Here is a 19,496-nt window from a genome sequence, read left to right as displayed (position 1 = left end):
CATCTAAAAATGGTATTATCATCCGTCGTAGACCCGATGATACCAAGGAGTAGCGCGGTGAATTACAAGCATGGTGCGTGAAACCAGGGAGGACGTGCAACGTGAGGAGCGGCTCACAGAGATACGGGAGTACTCAGATGGTGCGCGCCTCCCGAGCGGCTCTCCATTGATGTGGCGCTTCCTGAACTGGCTCTACGCGCGGACCGGTCATGAGGCAAATCCGCCAGAGTGGATTGAAGAACAGGAGTAACTACGCTACCAGTACCCTCGACGCTTGAGAACACGCGAATTCAGTATACTGGATTCCCGCCCTATTTCATTCAAGACCCGGGGTGGAGAGAGATGAGAGATATGAATGCAAGACAGGGGACGAGCCATGCGTAGACAATGGCGTTGACGACGCAAGTTGTAGTTTGGAACTTCGTCGGCTCGTCTCCGATAGTGAGGAGCGTGACAATCGGGATAAGCGTGCTTCTATTCTCAGTCCTCCTACAAACGTCACGTGACAAGCTGACCGTCGGCGAACCGACTAATATTCTCGACGCTTACACACAGATATGCCCCTTGACGAGGAGTCCAGCGAGCTTCTTCGCCGCCATGCCGCCAGCCTCAGACAGTTGCACCGGATGTTCAACGAGCCGCCTGAAGCGACCTGTACACCCTCCCCTGACACAGAGAGTGCACCCACGAGGAACATGGATGACGCTGAGCTTGAGGCTGAACTCGCCGAACTGGAAGCGGAGTTGCGGAATGAACGAGAAGAGTGATTGGACTGCTCTCTTTGTCTGCCCTCTACTCAGTTCTCGGCCCTGAACCAAACGCCGCCTCGCCAGCATCGCTCGGCATTGTTCCTTCCCAGTCGTCGCGGTCGGCGGTTGCCGGCTGGAGGTCCTCGTCTTCTCTCTCAACGTCTCGGAACAGGTCACGGTAGTAATCGAGGTACTCACACTGCTCTTCAATCCACTCGACGAACGAGCGCACGGCCTCCTCCCACTCATCCTCGTCAAACTCCTCGTTTAGCCCTCGGGGTTCATCTAACACCTCTCCACTCTCCTCCTTCACCCGTATCACCATCAGCTGGATGCGCCGCTCGTGCAGGATGATGGAAGAGTGCCACCGTAGTTTTCCTTCCTACTCGTCGTCAGCCATAGTAGAAACCCGTTATCGAGGTACATCAGGTCGAGGGGTGGTCAGGAACGGGGGCCACGACCAATCTGGACACGACTTCTCTTCTCCAGTACCGATAAGGGTGGGTACGCTGTTGTATCTCCGACCTGAGTTTGACCGCATTGCTCTCTCGTCTCCAGCATGACATGGGAAGATGGGTTAGGGGTCGGGCTATCTCCCGACCAAGCACGCTCAGCCAGGAAGATACTCATCAGGATAGCCCGAGATAGAGGAAGATGGCGAGAGGCAGGTTCTAGGGGAGGATATTTTAAATGCTTTCAGATATATCTTGAGGTGACTGCTCTCCCCATGAAACAACTGGTTCGTAGTGGTGCATCACCATCTCTCCTTCTATCGCGGTGTCGGCGGCAGAGAAACTGGATATGTTGGGCCCATCATCGAGACCCTCGCCTCAGCAAGAAGGTTCCTCTGGACCTCTCTAAGTGGAATGAGTCAAGAAACGAATACGAGTCGGGAGCTTATAGTGACCAGTCAAACTGGAAGTCCTTCGACGAAGCTTTTGAACGGAGTCGGGAAGATACATCAATTTCGGGATTTGGTTTCGTAATGATGGGAACTCCCTACTGCTATATCGATATTGACAACTGTGTGGACCCAGATTCACTAGAAATTGATGACGAAGTGTCTTCTCTGATAGATGAGGTAAACTCCTACACCGAGATTTCATCAAGCAACACCGGCCTCCATATCATTGCGCGAGGGAATCCGTCATCTTACGGATGGGCTCCCGACCACTCGGACATCGAAATCGGAGTGTTTGATGGAAGTTGGGTTGATGTGACACTCCAACACGTAGCCTCCACTCCAAGGGAGACCAACAACATCCATAAGGTGGTTAATGAACTCTGCGAACGGTACAACATCGAAACCCACGGTGGGTGGGACTAATCGGATTTCAGTATCGCATTCACTTCTTCCGCATCGGAACCCGCCGTCGCTTGGGCTTCTTTCTCAGACAAACGATTGTACCAGAAGTTGGTGGTTCTCGGTGACATCTGATTTATCTGGTCTCGCGTCCGGGTGAGTTCTCGGAAGCGTTCCCGCTTTTCGGAGATGGTAGTGTCGTCGTCGTGCATCTCCACGTCGATGAAGCTCTTGAAATCCTCATAGAGGGCGTGGTGCCTGTCCCCGGCGCTGAAATGCTTTTGCGATTTTACTCCAAGTTTCAGCACGGCTTGCGACCACGAACCGATGGCGACTAAGAACGCGATTGTGATGAGAATCTGTTGAGAGACTGCGTCCCACAGAAGGGACACTACGATGGCGGCGGTACCGACAGCGACAAGAAGATTCATGGCGATTCCAATCTTCTCGTAGGCCTCGGCCATCTTATAGTGCGTTTTGAACGTGTACCGGAGACCATTCATCATCTCGGCACACCGCTCTCGCATCGCATCTGCATTCGGGGGTTCGTTTGTGCTCATGCTTGAACCCGTCATACTCTAAAGGCCGTCCTACAGGGTAATGGTCTTTGGGAGGGGGGTCGAACAGCCTATAGATAGTAGGTTATACGCTTTTAATCAGTATCTATCTAGTAATACAAAACTCCGGGGTATATTTCTGCTTCTGGTCAGGAGGCGTAATTTCGATGTTGTCTAGTGTCTCTCAATTCGCTTCTTGATTTTCCCTGAAGGAGAGTACGCTTCGTAAGCTACCGCCGTTGGAAGTGGTCGTACACTCGCTCGGTCGTGGTGACGGAGCGGTGCCGGAGATGGTTCCGCACGTCCACAAGGCGGGTGTCTGAGTCTGCGAGCATATAGTTCGCAAGTGAGTGTCTGAACGCGTGCGGGTGGAGTTCGCTCGGGTCAGCAGGTGCTCCATCTGAACGGTGAATAGTCACGTCAGCGTGGACGGCGAGGTCTCGTACGACGTTCCGCATCGACTCAGTACTCATCACGTCTGATTGCCGCGACGGGAACACGTAGTCGCTCCCCCGGGCGCGGTACCACTCACTTCCGAAGTACGTTCGGAGGAGGCGCACCGTCCCGAAGTGACCGTACGGGTCGAGTCGCATCGTGACCGCACCGGGCGTGATGTCCTCACGAGGGTAGTCCTTCTGGATGTGCCCGGGGAGGACGACCTCGGCATCGTCGAGTCGGAACATCGCTTCCTTGAGTTGGCGTAGTTCGTTCGCACGGAGTCCAAAGTCGATGGCCAGCACGACGAGTACCTCGTCGCGGAGCCGCCGCCCGAGGGAGTCGTACCGGAGCGGGCGGTCGTGGGCCGCGTCACGGAGCGGGTCCACTTCGCGGATGTTGATGTAGCGATGCACCACGGGCTTCTTCGATGTGGATTCTGTGTTGCTCATTCAGAATCACCTACGACTTCATCGTAAGCGGTCTGGAACCGGGGTCTGAGGTCGGGGAGTTGTGCTTCAAACTCGCGCTGGAAGCAGGACGCACAGAGAGTGCACCCGTTCTCACGCGTGTTGTACGGCAGACGCTTCTCACAGTACGAGCAAGCGTCGCCGTTCCTGAGTAGGCGGCGCAGGACACTCAGCATCGAGAATCACGACGACAGTCGTCACATACTGCGGGTTCACCTCCGCTGTCCTTGTCCGTACCACACTGAGTACACCAGTAGTCGGGGTTTCGTATCATACTTGTCAATAGATTGCTAATTTCATAAGTGCTCCCCTCAGTTTGGGAGTCTGCAATACACTCTTGATTCAGACCGATTTTACCCGGTATACGCCCCAAATGGTGGTTCAGTTTGGGAGTCTACGAGAAGAAACCCAAACTGAGTATCGCCGCTTGACCTCCTCACTCACGGCGCTTCGACTCTGCACGCTTCACCATCTCTTGAATGCTGTCAACCTCCGAACTACTCGACGCCCGCCTCCGTCGTCCGCCGTCGACTCTCCCCCTCATCGACGGCCTCGATGACGACGCGTAGAGTTCGGCCACAGCTGACGCGCCCATTCGGGGCGTCCGGGTTGAGGTGCCCGTACGTGAAGTTGTTCGAACCGTCGAAGTAAGAGAGTCGAGTCCTGTATCCATACTCGGGACAGGTTGCATCGTATTCATAACCGTCCACTACTGCCTCACTCATCGCCTTCACCCTCTTCCAAGTCGTCGACAGTTGCGAAATGTCCCTCAGCCATAGCACGGATACCATCCACCATCGACATCCCGTCGATTCGCTCGGTCGTCATATACTCATCACTCACGCTACTGGTGCTTTGGTGTGTCGCCGCCCCCGACCAACGACGGAATAACCGACTTGTGTTCGCATATCCAAATACCACGTATGAGTACCAAGACCGTCGAACTTCGGGACGATGTGTACGAGCGCCTTGCCGCCGAGAAACGTGAAGGGGAGAGCATCAGTGACGTGGTCGACCGACTCCTTGACGACGAACAGTCCGACTGGCGATACTCCTTCGGACGAATGCGCGACGATGCCGAGGAGTTTGAGCGGGTCGTCAAAGAGCAGAGACAGAGAGGGTGAGCAGGACGACCACTCGACCACGAGGATACGGACCGACATCGCAGAAGGAGATGTTCTCTGAACCGGTTGCTCCTTCGACCCCCTCACTCACAGCGCTTCGACTCTGCGCGCTTCGCCATCTCTTGAATACTGTCGATGTGAGAACGACCGAGCGCGTCCATCTCTTCGTAAGGGGGAGCTGGCCTGTCTTCCTCGTGGCGCTCCTCACTCATCTCGCGTATCATCTCAAGATGGTTCTCCCAGAACTCCTCAGGGTCCTGTTCTGACTCGATGATGAGACGACCGTCTTCTATTCGAATATCGACTACAGTCCCTGGTCGCATCCCCATTTCATCCCGTATATCCTGAGGGATTACGAGATGGCCGTCTGAATCGACGCGGGGCATGTTTCTCACTCCAGTGGGAACCGTACAAAAGATTACTCCCGGTCGTGAAATTGCTCCCACGCCTCGCCGAGGGCGTATGAGTCCAATTCTTCGCCAACGGAACACGTCTCCAGCGGGCCTGACTCGTCGGCGTTGAGGTCGAACACGTGGAGTTGTACAGTTCCTTCGTGGGAGAACGAGAGGTCCAGCTTGTAGTCGGGCACACCAGATGCACGCAAACCGGGGAAAAGAGTATCTAGCCTTGCTCGTCAAGGAGTTCTGCGACGACGGTGGTCACACTGATGCGTATTGGACCTTCATCGCTTCTCACTCTCATCCGCAACCTCACCGAGGTAGGCGTGTTCAACGAAGGAGCGATAATTATCTCTCCCAGCTTCGAGTTCGACCTCAGTCGGTCGTGCCCCCCACTTCTCTCGGTATTTGCCATTGGCGAGGTCTTCGAGGTCACCCATTGCCTCTTTCATATCACCGTCAATGCGCTCAAGCAGGCTCAGAAACTCTCGTGCTTCGTCCTCAGAGAGTTGGGGCATACTCATCATCTTACTCCCACTACCAAAGTCACTATCGTCACTTGGTCGCATCTCTCCATCAACTATGCCCTTAGACTCCAAGGCGTCTCTCCAGCGGTTCTTCACCATCCACGAGCTATTGGAGGCTCCCGACCTCGCTCGGTTTTACACCGACGTGTTGGTACACTCTCCGACGACTATCACGGTCACGAGCGAGCGACAGGGGCTCCCGAAGAGAACCAGTAATGAGTACGCTCATACGTTAGCTGAACTGGGTATCGCGGAGGAACTCGACAGCTCTGAAGACGGCACCCCTCTCTGGCGAGCCAATCCGGTAAGCGGTCAGTGGACATCGGACGGGACAGTTAAACTCGGACCAGCGATTATCGCAGTCTACGGCGCAACGAGTGTTGACGATAACCTCTACCGTTTCATGGACCGACACGGAAGAGCGGCGCTCATGCCCGCTATCTTGGCGACGCTGGAGTACCTGAAAGGGGAAGCCACACGTCGAGGGGTTAGCGAGATGCTCGACGTTCCTGCTGTCGAGGGAATCGCCGTCTCACAAGCAATTGAGCCAATTCTGGTCGTTGTGAAAGAGTACGACGCTCTGCTGAATAACATCGATTTCGAGGTAGACACTCATCCTCGCACAGTTGAGCTGGGGCCGTACTAACTCACTCAGCAAAAAGGTTATTGTCTGGTAATAGCTTCTCTCGATACGGTCAATGCACTACTGCGTCGACGGTTCGCCGACTCTATCTCTCTTCACCCGCGACCCGTTTAGCGACCGCGTCGACGACATCGCTGAACGCGTCCCTTTGGACAGTTACCAAGACCCAGATGTGCGAGCACCCTTCTCTCAGGATAGCTCTATCTGGACTATCATCGGCGAGTGTTTTCCGTACTGTACCGCTGAGCCGCGGAAAGACGCAGTCTACGTGCTTGAGTGCTTCAAGAACGAGTCCTATCGAACCACGGCGCTACAGTATCTCGGAAAGACGATGGGTCAACCGTGGAACGGTCGCGTCGAGGGCGCAAATCGCATCCTCTACGTCGGGATGACGCTCAACCTCGTCCGTCGGTTACATCGCCACCTGAATTCACCGGGGAACAAGGGCGCTCACTTCACCGCGGTGTTCAGGCCAGTCCGACTACTCGATGTCTCCTGGTGGTCCTCGTTCGAAGGGGCGAAGCGAGCAGAGAAGACCATCGCTCGTCGATTGCGTGACCGATTCCCTGAAGACTACGTCTTTCAATCGTAATTCTCACCTCCATACGACCGAACTTTGATATAGGTTAGAACTACGTATGTACTTGATGAGCGATTGGGGGGAGATGGTGAGAGCCGCATTCGGAGCGGCTCTAGCGATATTCGCGTTTATATTTCTGAAAACAGCTGACCTATCCTCGGTACAGTCGGGGGGTGAGAGCCTACAGCTCTTTCTTATCGCACTCGTCCTCTCCCTCAAGCCAACCGGTTTCTCGCTTATCGTTGACGCAGGAGCGGCAACTCTGAGTGGCGTCGTTTCGTTTCGGATGGTAGGAGAGAACGTTGTCGCCACGATATTCGTATTTCTTCTCCTCTACTTTTTCATCTCTCTCGTAGTCAACTACCTATTCGTCGCCCCCGGGATGGTCTAACGAGCGTCGGTTACTGCTCACGTACCGCGGCACATTTCCACTCGCTGGGGCTCGTCAGTATACAGCCCTCGTACCGCTTTGTCCGCCTCTCTCCGCTCGGCTCAACGATAATATCAAACAGCGTATCATCATCGGATATCTGCTGTCGTTCAGCGGAGTGTTCGTTACCTTGGAATGTTCCTTGTGCTCCCCGCTGAGTTGAAAAGGCATCAACGACCACTTCGTCGGAGAACGACAGGGAATCGTTGTCTTTGACAATGACCTTAATCGAATCTCCGTTTGCTGTAGAGTAGCGTGCCATATTTTGACTGCTTGGCAGTCCCACGTATATCTCTTATCCCGTTGTTAACTAAGCATTCTTGACGAAGTCTCGGAAGGAGAGAGGCTATACTAACCGCCGAGAAGCCAGTAGATACTGATAAACCCCACAACCACCGCTCCAGCGAGTACTACCGGAGAGACAATCTCTGTCCGGACGCCAGCTAAGAGAGCAACAATTCCGAAGAAGAGCGTGCCGAACGATGTAAGAGCATAGATAGTGTCGAGGAGGCTGTTCACCTGTTTAATCCCCATCTCTGGAGAATCGATGCTTCGCCGAGGTTAGAAACTACCGCACTCGACGACATTCTCGTGAGCGTCGGTGAGGTCGTTGTACTCGATACCGCAGTCCTCGCATCTCCACCCAGCCGACGAGTCTATCGGGCAGACCAAGAGGTGCCCCGGACTGTATGCATCACTTGGGCCCCCTCAGGGCCAAGGTGTAGATAGGAGAGAGCTTTGGTGGAAAACCGAAACGTCGATATCTGAGGTATCAATCAATCTACTCTCTTCAGACGGCCAGTACACGTCTTCCATACTGATGAGTCCGTGGTCAATCGAGATGAGGACACTCATGCCTCGCACCGCGGGCTCCACCCACTACATCGCTGATGACTGACTCCCGGACTTCTTCGGACCGCCACCCACCTAGAGGTTCAAGCGTGGCGATGAGCTTCAGCTCCAGCTCGGTAACTTGTCGATGCAACTGTTCTACTTCTGGGTCTGGCGTGTCTGCCATGTTCTCACCCACGTCATTGAGGACTATTGCTCTTGTATGGTGTATGACCTGTTCACGATGTCAAATATGTGCAGGTCTTCTTGGGTAGGTCTCGTAGGTGTAGAGGCTCAAATGAGAATCGCCTCATCATATCTGTGGAGGTCTTGGGTTGCGCCGGTAGTTGAGGATGACCCTTGCTCTGACAATCCTCTTGCCTTGATGATTCACTACCTCACCACCGTATAGACACACTCCCTCAGTACCTCGACTACAGAAGGGTCGCCCGCATGCGGGGGTGACGGAGGCCCTGTAGCAACGGTATAAACGGTTTCTGGAAACGGTGCTCAATCTAACCATCAATACACCTTCTATACCGTGGCTAACTCGAAGCGAGTTTATTTGAGTTTACCCTCGACAACACCAGAACACAGTATCTCTCGCTATGACCACGCGAAGGGTGGTGGGATAGAGTCGGTCGCAGAAGTGCATCTACCTTCATACCGCAATCGCACCAATTAAGTTGTAGATGTGATACCTTCAACACATGTCGTCCTCGTCCCAGGGAAGTGGGTTCTCCGAGTCTCTCCAAGAGTACCTTGACACGACGCGACGAGCCAATAGTGAGGCGGCTCTCGGTCACCACTTCCTTAACTTCATCCAGGGCACCTTCGATACGCTCAACTCAGGCGAAGCAGACGACCTCCTTCCCTTTCTTGAAGAATACGTCGCTACCAATGAAGCGGCAGTCGCCATTCGGGGTCGTATCGACGCACGGCTCGGGAACGTCCTCATTGAGTTCAAAACGAGCTTAGAGAAGTTCCAAAACGACGCAGAGAGCCAGCTACGCGAGTACATCACGGCCATCTGGACCGAACAGGGACAGGACCAAGAGTACTACCTTGTTGCTAGCGACGGCTTGGACTGCATCGTCTACACGGCAGAATTAGAGGATGGAGAGACGTTGAGTCCCGACAATGTTGAACTCAACCCTGTCGACGAGATACATCTCGCCGAGGACGATGCTGAAAGCGTATACCGCAAGCTCGACCAGTACCTGCTCTTCAGTGACAATATCGCCCCTACCGCGGAGAACTTCGTCAGCGACTTCGGTCCAGGTACGCCGCTCTACCGCGAAGGGCTTGAGCTACTGAAAGAGGAGTGGGACGACGTACGTGAGGACGGTGCCGAGGTTCTCTTTGACGAGTGGCGGCGCTACCTCGAAATCGTTCACGGGGAGCAGGAACACCATTCAGAGGAACTGTTCCTTCGCCACACGTATCTGAGCGTCCTCGCCAAGCTGATGGCCTACGTTCAGTACTCCGGCGGAACTCTTCCTGATGGTGAAGTCCATGAGGTCATAACTGGAGAAGTCTTCTCACGGTGGGGCATTCGGAACTTTATCGAGGAAGACTTCTTCGCGTGGATTTCGCGCCCTGAAGCAGATAGCGCTGACACGCGAGTCGCTCAGCATCTCCTCTCCCGGCTCCGTGACTACAACCTCACGACTATCGAAGAGGACGTGCTGAAGGAACTGTACCAAAACCTCGTCGGGCAACAAGAGCGGCACAGTCTCGGCGAGTACTACACGCCTGACTGGCTCGTGCAGGAAGTCGTCGAGGACCAACTCGAAGACGAGCCCGACGCGTCCGTGCTTGACCCGACCTGCGGGTCCGGGACGTTTCTCTTCAAGTCTATTCAGTACAAGCGCGAGAACCTCGACAAGGAGGGGCAGGAACTCCTCAACCACATCTTCAAGGACGTGGTCGGCGTCGACATCCACCCGCTCGCGGTCATCACGGCCCGCGTGAACTACCTCCTTGCGGTAGGTGACATTCTCCGGGACCACCGAAGCGGCTCCGTCTCCATCCCGGTCTACCTCTCCAACAGCATCCAGCCCCCCTCCTATGAGAAACGGATGGAAGGGGTGAAGGTCTACAGATTCGAGTCCGACGAGGATGACGGTGTATTCGAGATTCCCGTCACGGTAGCGGACGACCTTGACATCCTCAACGATGTACTCGACGGCTCCAAGGCGTACTTGGATGCGAACGATAGCATCAACCAAGAGAGCCTCAACGCGTTCCTGAGCCGCCGCATCGGGGATGACTATGACGAGTTGAGTGATGAAGAGCGGAACGTCATCTGGGAGAGCATCGTCAAGCGCATCCGCGACCTTCAAGAAGAAGACCGGGACACTATCTGGACGTTCATCCTGAAGAACGTCTACAAGCCCATCTACCTCGAACATCGGCGGTTCGACCGTATACTGGGCAATCCTCCATGGCTGTCGTACCGCTACATTACGCGAGAGGACTACGAGAGCCACGTTCGAGACCTCACCATTGACGAGTACGGACTGCTGGACTCTGGAGAGGTTGAGAACATGACGCACATGGAGCTGGCCGCTCTGTTCTTCGCATACAGCATCGACCACTACCTGAAGGATGATGGCTACATCTCGTTCGTGATGCCACGTGGCATCTTCAATTCCGACCACCTCGCCAACCTCCGCGAGTTCGAATTTGGTGACGGCTCTGCTCACCCGACTACACTCTGGGACTTGGAGGGTGTATCGCCTCTCTTTAACGTCCCCTCCTGCGTCATCGCCGCACAGAAAGCAGAGGGAGAGCGTTCGCCGGTGGAAGGTCGGACGTACAACGGAACACTCCCAGAAGCGAACGTCGACGTAGATGTCTCACGTGAGCGGCTTGAGATGGAGGAGACGACGTTCTATCTGAACATCCTCGGTGAGCGCTCTGTAGTGATGACGCGCGAACTCGACCCGGAGGTATTCCGCGCCGAGTCACCGTACGAATCTCAGATACGGCAGGGGGCGACTATCGTCCCTCGGTCGCTCTGGTTCGTTGAGTTCGAGGAACACCCGACCTTCTCGCCCGACCCGACCGCGCCCCTCGTCCAAACCTCTCAGCGCGCGAAAGACCGTGCAAAGGAACCGTGGGACAACGTAGAGATGAGCCAACAGATAGAGAGCCAGTTCATCTTCCACACCGTGACCGGGAGTGAGCTCATCCACTTCCATCACCTCAACTTCCCGCTCTCTGTCCTCCCGGTCGAAATCGAGAACGACTCGTACCATCTCTATACCGAAGAGGAGGCGCGAACCAGTGGGTTCCAGCATCTCCCTGAGTGGATAGCCAACGCGGAAGAGCAATGGGACGACTACAAAGAGGAGACCACCGACGAGGACGTGCTTGAGTGGCTGAACTATCGACACAAGCTTACCCAGCAGGACCCTGACGCGCGGTATCGGGTTCTTCAGAACACGAGCGGTTCATACGTGTACGGAGCAGTCGTCGATACCGCTGACCTTGATGACCCGACCACCCAAGAGACAGAAATCGACCTTCAGCGCAACAACGAGGGCAATCTCCCGCTCGTCGTTGACCACAAGTGCTACTCCTATGGGACCGACAACGTTGATGAGGCGTACTACCTCTGTGGATTCCTCAACGCGCCGCTCATTCTCGAACTCATCGAGGAGATGATGAGTCGTGGACTCTTCGGTGGCCGCGACGTTCACAAACGCGTCTGGGAGGTTGCTATCCCGGAGTACAACCCAGAAGACGAGACCCACACCGCCATCCGAGACGCCGCGATGCGTGGAGAGGCGAAGGCGGAGGAACTTCTCCCCGAACTACTTGACCAGTACAACCCGTTGACCGCGCTCAGCTGGATTCGACGGCGGCAACGCGAGAAGATGGAGCCCATCCGGTCAGAACTCTCCGAGCTGTGTATTGAGGCGCTTGAAGAATCTCAGCCGACCCAGACGACGCTGACAGATATGGGTGACTCAGAGTAGTTACTCTCCTCAGAAGTGGGTGTATCGCTTTGATGAGAGCTGTTCAGCTCTGGTCTCGAAGTTCCCACGGCCGCTCGTAGGCTAATCGAATTGCCCATGCTACCTCAGCCCCGAGTTGTGGGTTCTTCTCCCCATCCTCTGTGTGTTCAACCGTCCATTCTCTCAGTACCTCCTCCCCATCGACTATCTGGATGGTTGAGGGATGGTCTTCGGCGTACCAATCGTCCGTCTTGACCGTCAACGGTGACTCCTGCGGCTCAATTGAGTCATGACCGTCAAGCGGAGGGAGTTCTCGGCTCGGGCCAACGAGTTCCATAGTTCGCTCTTTATGAGGAACATCATCGTCCGGGTACTCGCTGTCGTAGAACAGAGTTACTACCTCGTATCCCGCTGTTTCCTCTATTACCTCGTGAGGGGTTTCGTATACTTCTCGGAGGTCTTGCGCCATCCAGACGATTGCCTTTGGGTCCTTCTTCCAGTATCGGCGGTTGTTGAGTCGGAGTTCAGCACCATTGTTATCGAAGACAAAGCATCCGCCTTCGGCCGAACACACATCTAAGGGCAGTTGCTCGTCAGGATTCGGCTTGATACGAACGTGTTTACTCGTCTCATCAAACTCAATACCAACACCCTCCTCCGAGCGGGGTTCCATGCCAGCGTTCATACTGGTTACATCTTAACGATGGTGACTAGAGGCTCAGAAGCAGATATAAACAAAGTGGCTTAGGCTAAGACGATAGAGCGGAGTTGTAGGGAGTTCGGGTCGCCTGTTTTGTCCACGTGGTGAAGGAAATTGAGTAGCTCACTAACCACCAGCTGAATCACGTCTGGGTCCAGAGAGTGAATCTCTAGAGCGAGTTGAACTCTGCTCGGACTGATTTGCTTTGAGGACTGTATCTCTACGTGGCAAGGAAGCTCATCTCTGTAGATGTCGACGAACTCCTCAAGCTCCCACACCTCATCAGGAACCTTAAAATTCGTATCGAGCACGAGTACGGCCCGCCCATCTAGGTGACCGAACAAGAATCGGCGGAGTTTGTAGAGGTATCCTTGCGCTTCGACGACGTGTAATGTATCGAACTCTGCTACTAGTGGCTCTCTCTTCCATGCTCGGTCATCGAATCGGTGATGAAGGAACCTCTCGCGGTCCTCTGGAGAAGAGAGGTTGCTCAACCGATACCAGACACCTCCAGCAAGGAGACTCAGGAGAGCTATCGTCGAACCAGGGTTGTTGGTTGTGAGATGAAAGAACTGGCTCACCCACTCGACGAGCGCTTCTACAATCATGCAAGCGGTAATCGATGTAGCATTATCAACGACCGGATAGTCCGTTCGGAATAGGTTCGAGTCTCGGTTGTTTACTCTTCTTGCATCTCTACCGCTGGGATGTAGGCGTGCTCGTCGAACTTGATGTGGAAGAGACCGTCGACTGCATAGAGCGGTCTGGCCGTATCTTTGACCAAGTCATCAGCGAAGTTCGAGAGTAAATATCTCTCCTCAATGTCGTGAGTGAGCTCGTTCCGCCGGTTGGCGACGTGCTGGATATGTCCCTTCAGGTCGTCGTCTATGACGCCTGCCTCGTAGAGTCGTTCAGTCACCTCCTTCTTCTTCATTTGAGAGACCGATTTCTGCTCACTTCCGAGGTCGTTGTCCCGAGCAAGTTCTGCTGAGAGGTCGACAACAAATTCGTATGCCAGCGTGTACGCCAATAATAGCATATTTCCAGTAGTATACCTTGCATTGAACTCAGCTATCTCTGCTGGCTCAAACGGAATTGAGTCTGTGTTCCCGCCCTTGTTGTGTTCCAAGGCCCTCTCATACGCGTCCTCGTACTGGTCGCACGCGAAGCGAATAATTTTCTGAACATCCCAAATAGCGAGTCGCCGTCGTTCGAAAGGACCGAACTCGTCAGTAGTGAGAATGTAGAGTGGCTTCTTCTCCTCAATCAGTTCAGCGTACTCGATGCTATCGCGTGCAATATCCTTCTCCGCGGCGAGCCGGTCGATATACTCGAAGAACGTGATATCGCCTTCAGACTCCGGGTTCGACACACATTCCTAACGATGGGCACTACCATATTCTCATCGGCGTCAAAGATGAAGTCACCCTCGTCCCACGTCGAATGCTCAATGTCAGTCATCGGGATGCCAGACAGACTCATCACCTCGCCAATCCCGTTGCGGTTCTTCACGTCGCGGTAGAACGTCGTCTTCTTCCACTACCCTACGAAACTCACTTCGTCGCTCTGAGGTGCAATCTCGTTCGTCTCTGAGGCAATCTGACCGAACCCACGCTACGCGAGTGGACGAGCGATGACTGGCTTACCGACTCTGACTGTCTGAACCTTTATTGACCGATATGAATGGGTTCGGGCCGCAGTCGGAGAGGTCAGAGCATCCCCGAGTCTGTGCCTTCGTACATCGTTGTGAGAACGTCACGAAGCCCGTAATCGAATTGGTCAGCCGAGTCCGCGGCGAGACCTTGTGACTTAGCAACTCCAAGGAGGGCTTGGTAGGGCGGCTTCCCGCTAAATCCGTGGTTGTCGCGGGCGTCCAAACAGAGTTGAGCGAACTCTGTGTCTGACAGCGAATCCAGACATCCGGAGCCTGCGTCTCCGCAGTTGAGGTACTCTTCCATCACCGCGACGAGGTGTAGGGCATTCCCACCCGTACCGTGGCGGTAACACGTCCACACGTCGTTCTCGACAGCGAAATTCCGCCCTCCGTCGGCGAACGACGAACCACCTGAGGAACCGTGCTTAGGGTGTGGTCCTTGTACGCGAGTTCCAACTTTTCGGTAGCCTGACCCGAGGAGTGACGCCGGGTCTACATCAAAGTACGGTGAGCGGTCGCCTGAAGAGGACTCGCTGTCGTACTTGTCGTCGCGCGACGAGAGGTCCTTCAGTACGTCCTCTGCGGTACGGTCGTCTTCATAGTACTCGTCACAGAGGTCCGCGATGAGGTCGTGCCCGTCCGCCACATCGTCAGGCGTACCGGCGAGGTGGTCGCCTGTCGTGATAACGATGCGTCGTCGCTGGTAGATTTCCACCTTCGGTTGTTCCCCCGCGGGTTGTTCGTCCGTATGCATCGGTTCTACGAGCCGTGAGGATGGGAACCACTCGGGGAGGCGGCCGAAGACAAAGATGTGAACTCCAGTCCCAGACATCGAGACCTCGGTGTACGAGTTCGCGCGGTCGATGATTCTTCGCGCCTCTGGTAAGAGTTCGTTCGTTTCGGGGTCTATACAGTCGTCTATGTCGATGAGTATGATGTTCACCCCGGGTGGAAGCAGTTCGCGTTGGAGCAGGTACCCGGGATGCACCTCGCCACACTCGGCGACACCAGGGAGTCCCGTAGAGTGCGCCATCTCCGACCAACGTCGGGCGGTCTCGAAATCCGTCTCCGGTTGTTCGTCGGCGTCGAGTTGACCACCCCACGCGGCATTGTAGAGGTTTCCCGTCTTCCAGGGAGCCTTCACCTGCTTCTCACCCTCTTCGTAGAGGACCCATGAGTCACGCTCAACCATCGCTAGAGCGTACTTCCGACCGTCGTCGGTAATGTGCAATTCGGAAGTATCAGAGCCCTTCTCTTCGACCTCTTCGTTGGCCCGCGGCAGATTGAACGTGTACGAGTCGTCGAGACCGTCTCCTTGCCGCTTGAGGAGACCAGTCTCTACCGCGAGGTCAAGGACACCCATCGGTATCTCGTTGGAGTCATGGATGGCTTCGACTCCGTCCATCATCTCATCGTACGTCGCTGGACGGATATCGTCGATATTCGCCACTACGTGGTCTCGGATGCTGTGCCAGTCGATATCTTGGTGGTCGTGGGAGGTCGTATTCATTGGGAATCACCCTTCTTGGAAGGGAGGGAGGCGTTCGTCGTTCGGTCCGAAATCGTCCACGGCAGGTACTCGTCAGCCCACCACCACACATCTCGGCAGACCACGACGGACTGCATCGCGCGGGTCAGACCGACGTACCAGACGCGGTCTTCGTTCGCGGCTACTGTCGGGTCACGCCGAATGCCCTGCGAGATAGTCGACGTTATTCCGTCGTAGACGACGGCCACGGTGGCTTCCGACCCTTTGCTCGCGTGGATGGTTCGAGCGTCGGGTGCGTCGTCGAGGCCGTCGTCGTGGAGCGTGTCAGGAGCTACTTCGATGGTCGGCCCCTCGTTGTAGTTGAGCGCCGCCTCGATGACTTGATGTTCGAGTGCGCGGTCACCTTGCCGGTGGACGAGGTGATGGACAGAACCGGCACCGCCCGTCATCTCCGTCCAGAACTCGTCCGTGACGAGCGTCCCAAGCCGGGTAATCGAGACGCACTTCGCGCTGTCGAGGAGGTTGGCGGCCACCGCGTCTATTTCGCCGCGAGAGAGGCGAAGGAACTTCGCAGGCGTCTGCTGAAGGAGGTGACCCATCTCGTAGCTGTGCATTTCCTGAGGTGGTTCCTCGTCCGCTGACCCTGCGTCGTCAGACCAGACGACCTCGTACTCATGCCAGCCACCCATCTCCACGTCGACGCCGCGAAGACGCTGGAGTGCGTTGTACACGTGTCGACGGCGGTCGTTCGAACGCCATCCGTTTCCGACCTGCGAGCGAAACAGCAGGCCTTCGTCGAGGAACGCCTGCGTGATACCCTTGACCATCCTCCGTGTTCGGGCGAGGAACAGCATCGAATCGTCGAACCGTTCAACGAGGTCGTCGGGTGTCCCGTACTCGCGCGACGGCGTCATCCACTCGTCGGTATCGTTATTGTAGTCGATTTGGGGTGGGCGAACCTCGTAGAGGTCTCCCACCACGTCTTCGTTAAGCTCGGGTTCGTGCGGCTCATGGTACCCAGCCAGCACGTCGGCGGCCGCGCCCCACAGGACTGGCGGGACGCGCCACGTCTTGTCCAGTTGGACTTCGGGGTGGGCGAGGTCCTCGAACAGTTTAGGTGTCGCCCCCTCGTGGACGTTGACGACTTGTTGTGGGTCGCCGAGGACAATAGCTACCTCCGCGGCGTCAATCCACATCCTGCATACGTCGTCAAGCAACGGGTACGCGTCGTGGTACTCGTCGATGACCACCACGTCGACTGGGGGCGCGATGCCCCCGTCTCGAACGTGTGTCAAGTACTCGTGGAAGTCTACGATATTGTTCTCTTGCTTGTAATCTTCCCACTCCCCCTCGAACTGGTTGAGAGATGAGTGGGACGACCATTCCGACTGGAGTTCGTCGAACCGAGGGCACTGGTGGGCGGCATCCATCGGGAGGTTGTTGTTCACTAACCACTGGTAGACGCCGAACAGGAGTGCCCCATAGTCGGGCGAGTTGTTCGAGTTGCTCTCGAACGGGAGCGAATACTGTGAAAGCATGAAGTCCTGCTTATCGTGCCACCGCGGAGCGTTCCACTGACGGATTTCGTTCCGTTCCGCGATGCGTCGAGCGATGGCGTGGACCGTACTGAAGTACTCAGTACGACCGAGCCACGGTTTCTCCATGTCGTCGTCCGTCAACACCTCCGCATCGACGAGGCGGTCGAGAACGTCCTCAGCAAGCGAACGTCGGTACGTCGCCCATGCGATGTCTTGAACAGTGTACCCGTGCGTCTCGATAAGGTCAACGACCCGTGCGATACCCTGCGTCGTCTTACCCGTTCCCGGTGGGCCGTTGATTTTCAGGGATTTGTCGATAGGGACCTTTTCGACCCCTACGATGTCGATGCCATTCATGCCTCGACACGGGAGTCACCCCCGTTCTCTGCAGTCTCTTGTTCGCCCTCCTCAACCTCCACATCCAGCCACTCGCGGTCAAGTAGCCAAAAGCGGACGTTCATACCGCGGGCGACCTGCGTCTGGCGGACGTTCCCTGCACGCACCTCCCGCTTGTCGAGTTCGATTTGAAGGTCGTTGTACGAGCAATCCTCGAAGTTGGCGAGGATGCGCTCAATGGCCGCTGACGGTACCTGTACCACGCTTGGGTCGTCGGGGTTGACGTACGGACGGTACTGCTGGGCCGCGGTCTTCAGGTCGGTCGTCGCCGGCTTGCCCTCCACAGCATCGCGGAGGTCTTGGACAGCCTGCGTCCGAACACCCTCCACAGGGACAACGCGTACCTTCTCCCCATCGTTTTGAAGGGCCGAAATGAGGTCGCGCACATATTCTGTCCAAGACCCGTTGAGGTCGTCGGGCGTCCTCGCGTTCCGTTCTGCACCAGATGCGTCGTGGTAGCACTGACAGAACGAGTCCGGGGCGAGGTGTTCCGTTTCGGTCTCAACCCTCACTCCTGTCCCGAACGCCCACGAGTACCGCGGCTTCGCAGACGCGTCACTCGGCTTGTAGATAGTGAGTTCGTCGAGGTGGGACTCAAGTAGAGTGTCTATTGAGTGCTTCAGCACCTCTCCATCGCCGTCGTCCTCATCCTCTTCCGTGGCGGCTTCGAGAGCCTCTAACTCCTCTTCGAATTCCTTAACCATCGTCGACTTTGCGATGTCAGAATTCCGTGCGAACTGGCCGAGAAGCGACTCTGCCGTCGTCATCTTCTCACCCTCACTAACTGCGAGTGCGATAGACTCCGCGAACTCAGAGGCGAGTTGCCCCTCCGCGGACGGGCTAGGGGCGTTGTCGAGGCATTCTTTTGCGTCCTTCCAAACTTCTGGGAGGTCGATACTTGATTCGTGGTCGTGTGTGTCGTTCATGGGAGTCCTATTTTAGGGAATCACCTCCAACGACAGGCAGAACGGCGGAACGTACTTGCACCGCGAGCATGTATGTTCGTTCGTCAGTCGCTCGCTGTCGATGTGGAGGGCTGGTTCGATTGGATTGTTTGCACCAATCCATCGGTCTATGCTTTCGGCCGTATCCGAACTTCCCGAGTGCCGTTTTTACACTCAACAAGGTCGTACTCAACCTCACCGGCCGCACCGAACACTTCGCGCCAGTGTTCGGCGACGAGCCGCATCTGACCCCGGTCCCCGACGGACCGGGTTGTCCGTTCGATTAGGTTTGTTTCAACCATATCACACATCATTCCGATGTACCCCTTTAGCCTTGTCGCCAGTTAGGACAATTCGCACCCCCCATTTCTCTAATCTGCTGAATCTGAGTGCGAGGAGTCGGCTGTTCCGTGAATCGTCGTCTCTCGGAATCTCGTTATTAGGGGGTATGTAGGGGGGTGTCTCTGTGTCTCCTTTTTTGGGAGCCAGCACACCCCCCCTCAGTTCCCCCTATTATACTATGCGAGATTGCAAATCACTCTCGCTTGAGTCCACTCTGTAGCGCTGACTAACACGTCCAAATACGTCCGAAAAGGGTCTCCTGTGCGCTGAACGGCGGGTTTAGTTCATCCGTCTCAAGGACACGATTGAATTGAGAGAGGGGAAGCCACGTGTCGTTGCTCACATCGAGGTCGGCCCAGTAGATGGGTCCGGGGCGCAGAGTGAGTAGTTGCGCATCCCTTTGTCGACGGGAGTGGAGGGT

22 protein-coding genes are annotated in these 19,496 nt (G+C 55.7%); 7 read left to right on the top strand and 15 right to left on the bottom strand.

From position 1 onward, the window contains the following. Positions 1-557: 557 nt before the first annotated feature. Positions 558-767, top strand: coding sequence for a hypothetical protein (locus tag K933_RS17875; RefSeq protein ID WP_152529766.1), 210 nt, complete (start codon positions 558-560; stop codon positions 765-767). 25 nt (positions 768-792) lie between these two features. On the opposite strand, the gene K933_RS06505 is transcribed toward K933_RS17875, so the two are convergent. Next, the gene (locus tag K933_RS06505) at positions 793-1,074 is read right to left on the bottom strand and encodes a hypothetical protein (RefSeq protein WP_023393902.1); all 282 of its coding nucleotides are present in this window, start codon (positions 1,072-1,074) and stop codon (positions 793-795) included. Positions 1,075-1,308: 234 nt separating this feature from the next. Here K933_RS06505 and K933_RS17870 point away from each other — a divergent pair, with 234 nt between their 5' ends. Then, positions 1,309-2,076 carry a hypothetical protein gene (locus K933_RS17870; protein ID WP_152529765.1) on the top strand — a complete coding sequence of 256 codons (768 nt, stop codon included), beginning with the start codon at positions 1,309-1,311 and terminating at the stop codon, positions 2,074-2,076. Here the strand turns inward: K933_RS17870 and K933_RS06500 are convergent. The 3 genes from K933_RS06500 to K933_RS17865 form a co-directional block, all read right to left on the bottom strand. Then, entirely contained in the window at positions 2,073-2,612 is a 540-nt protein-coding gene (locus K933_RS06500) for an SLATT domain-containing protein (protein ID WP_161631408.1), read from the bottom strand. The genes K933_RS17870 and K933_RS06500 overlap by 4 nt on opposite strands. Positions 2,613-2,839: 227 nt before the next feature. Further along, positions 2,840-3,496, bottom strand: coding sequence for a site-specific integrase (locus K933_RS06495; protein ID WP_049947666.1), 657 nt, complete (start codon positions 3,494-3,496; stop codon positions 2,840-2,842). A gap of 515 nt (positions 3,497-4,011) precedes the next feature. Next, positions 4,012-4,305 (bottom strand): hypothetical protein, encoded by a 294-nt coding sequence (locus tag K933_RS17865; protein ID WP_152529763.1) that lies wholly within the window; start codon positions 4,303-4,305, stop codon positions 4,012-4,014. Between the two features lie 132 nt (positions 4,306-4,437). On the opposite strand from K933_RS17865, the gene K933_RS06490 reads away from it, so the two are divergent. Further along, complete coding sequence (locus tag K933_RS06490) at positions 4,438-4,638, top strand: antitoxin VapB family protein (protein ID WP_023393899.1); 201 nt, start codon at positions 4,438-4,440, stop codon at positions 4,636-4,638. 83 nt (positions 4,639-4,721) lie between these two features. Here K933_RS06490 and K933_RS06485 read toward each other — a convergent pair whose 3' ends face one another. The 3 genes from K933_RS06485 to K933_RS17860 form a co-directional block, all read right to left on the bottom strand. Further along, a complete protein-coding gene (locus K933_RS06485) occupies positions 4,722-5,024 on the bottom strand; it encodes an AbrB/MazE/SpoVT family DNA-binding domain-containing protein (protein WP_049947665.1) in 303 nt (100 codons plus the stop codon). 32 nt (positions 5,025-5,056) lie between these two features. After that, the gene (locus K933_RS18295) at positions 5,057-5,227 is read right to left on the bottom strand and encodes a hypothetical protein (RefSeq protein ID WP_161631407.1); all 171 of its coding nucleotides are present in this window, start codon (positions 5,225-5,227) and stop codon (positions 5,057-5,059) included. 93 nt (positions 5,228-5,320) lie between these two features. After that, positions 5,321-5,554 carry a hypothetical protein gene (locus K933_RS17860; RefSeq protein ID WP_152529762.1) on the bottom strand — a complete coding sequence of 78 codons (234 nt, stop codon included), beginning with the start codon at positions 5,552-5,554 and terminating at the stop codon, positions 5,321-5,323. A gap of 64 nt (positions 5,555-5,618) precedes the next feature. On the opposite strand from K933_RS17860, the gene K933_RS06480 reads away from it, so the two are divergent. From K933_RS06480 to K933_RS06475, 3 genes are read left to right on the top strand one after another with little or no spacing between them, the layout of a single operon-like run. After that, positions 5,619-6,209 carry a DUF7437 domain-containing protein gene (locus K933_RS06480; RefSeq protein WP_049947664.1) on the top strand — a complete coding sequence of 197 codons (591 nt, stop codon included), beginning with the start codon at positions 5,619-5,621 and terminating at the stop codon, positions 6,207-6,209. 52 nt (positions 6,210-6,261) lie between these two features. Next, on the top strand, positions 6,262-6,798 hold the full coding sequence (locus tag K933_RS17440) for a GIY-YIG nuclease family protein (RefSeq protein ID WP_080509210.1): 537 nt from the start codon (positions 6,262-6,264) through the stop codon (positions 6,796-6,798). Between the two features lie 55 nt (positions 6,799-6,853). Continuing rightward, entirely contained in the window at positions 6,854-7,177 is a 324-nt protein-coding gene (locus tag K933_RS06475; protein WP_049947663.1) for a hypothetical protein, read from the top strand. 10 nt (positions 7,178-7,187) lie between these two features. Here the strand turns inward: K933_RS06475 and K933_RS17855 are convergent, their stop codons facing one another. Then, entirely contained in the window at positions 7,188-7,478 is a 291-nt protein-coding gene (locus tag K933_RS17855) for a hypothetical protein (protein ID WP_152529761.1), read from the bottom strand. An 89-nt stretch (positions 7,479-7,567) separates the two neighbouring features. Then, a complete protein-coding gene (locus K933_RS18290; protein ID WP_161631406.1) occupies positions 7,568-7,735 on the bottom strand; it encodes a hypothetical protein in 168 nt (55 codons plus the stop codon). Between the two features lie 1,022 nt (positions 7,736-8,757). Here K933_RS18290 and K933_RS06470 point away from each other — a divergent pair. Next, the gene (locus tag K933_RS06470) at positions 8,758-12,033 is read left to right on the top strand and encodes an N-6 DNA methylase (protein ID WP_023393897.1); all 3,276 of its coding nucleotides are present in this window, start codon (positions 8,758-8,760) and stop codon (positions 12,031-12,033) included. Between the two features lie 43 nt (positions 12,034-12,076). On the opposite strand, the gene K933_RS17850 is transcribed toward K933_RS06470, so the two are convergent. The 6 genes from K933_RS17850 to K933_RS06445 all read right to left on the bottom strand — a co-directional run bounded on the left by K933_RS17850 (position 12,077) and on the right by K933_RS06445 (position 18,715). After that, positions 12,077-12,697, bottom strand: a complete 621-nt coding sequence (locus K933_RS17850; protein WP_152529760.1) for a hypothetical protein — start codon at positions 12,695-12,697, stop codon at positions 12,077-12,079. Positions 12,698-12,756: 59 nt separating this feature from the next. Continuing rightward, positions 12,757-13,320, bottom strand: coding sequence for a hypothetical protein (locus K933_RS17845; protein ID WP_152529759.1), 564 nt, complete (start codon positions 13,318-13,320; stop codon positions 12,757-12,759). A 71-nt stretch (positions 13,321-13,391) separates the two neighbouring features. Continuing rightward, complete coding sequence (locus K933_RS06460; RefSeq protein WP_023393895.1) at positions 13,392-14,084, bottom strand: hypothetical protein; 693 nt, start codon at positions 14,082-14,084, stop codon at positions 13,392-13,394. Between the two features lie 337 nt (positions 14,085-14,421). Continuing rightward, positions 14,422-15,876, bottom strand: coding sequence for a hypothetical protein (locus K933_RS06455; RefSeq protein ID WP_023393894.1), 1,455 nt, complete (start codon positions 15,874-15,876; stop codon positions 14,422-14,424). Further along, entirely contained in the window at positions 15,873-17,750 is a 1,878-nt protein-coding gene (locus tag K933_RS06450) for a UvrD-helicase domain-containing protein (protein WP_023393893.1), read from the bottom strand. The genes K933_RS06455 and K933_RS06450 overlap by 4 nt, the downstream gene beginning before the upstream one ends. After that, a complete protein-coding gene (locus K933_RS06445; RefSeq protein WP_023393892.1) occupies positions 17,747-18,715 on the bottom strand; it encodes a hypothetical protein in 969 nt (322 codons plus the stop codon). Before K933_RS06445 ends, K933_RS06450 begins: the two co-directional genes overlap by 4 nt. Between the last annotated feature and the right edge of the window lie 781 nt (positions 18,716-19,496).

Source organism: Candidatus Halobonum tyrrellensis G22 (assembly GCF_000495475.1).
GTDB lineage: Archaea > Halobacteriota > Halobacteria > Halobacteriales > Haloferacaceae > Halobonum > Halobonum tyrrellense.
This window is presented reverse-complemented; position numbering and strand designations above follow the sequence as displayed.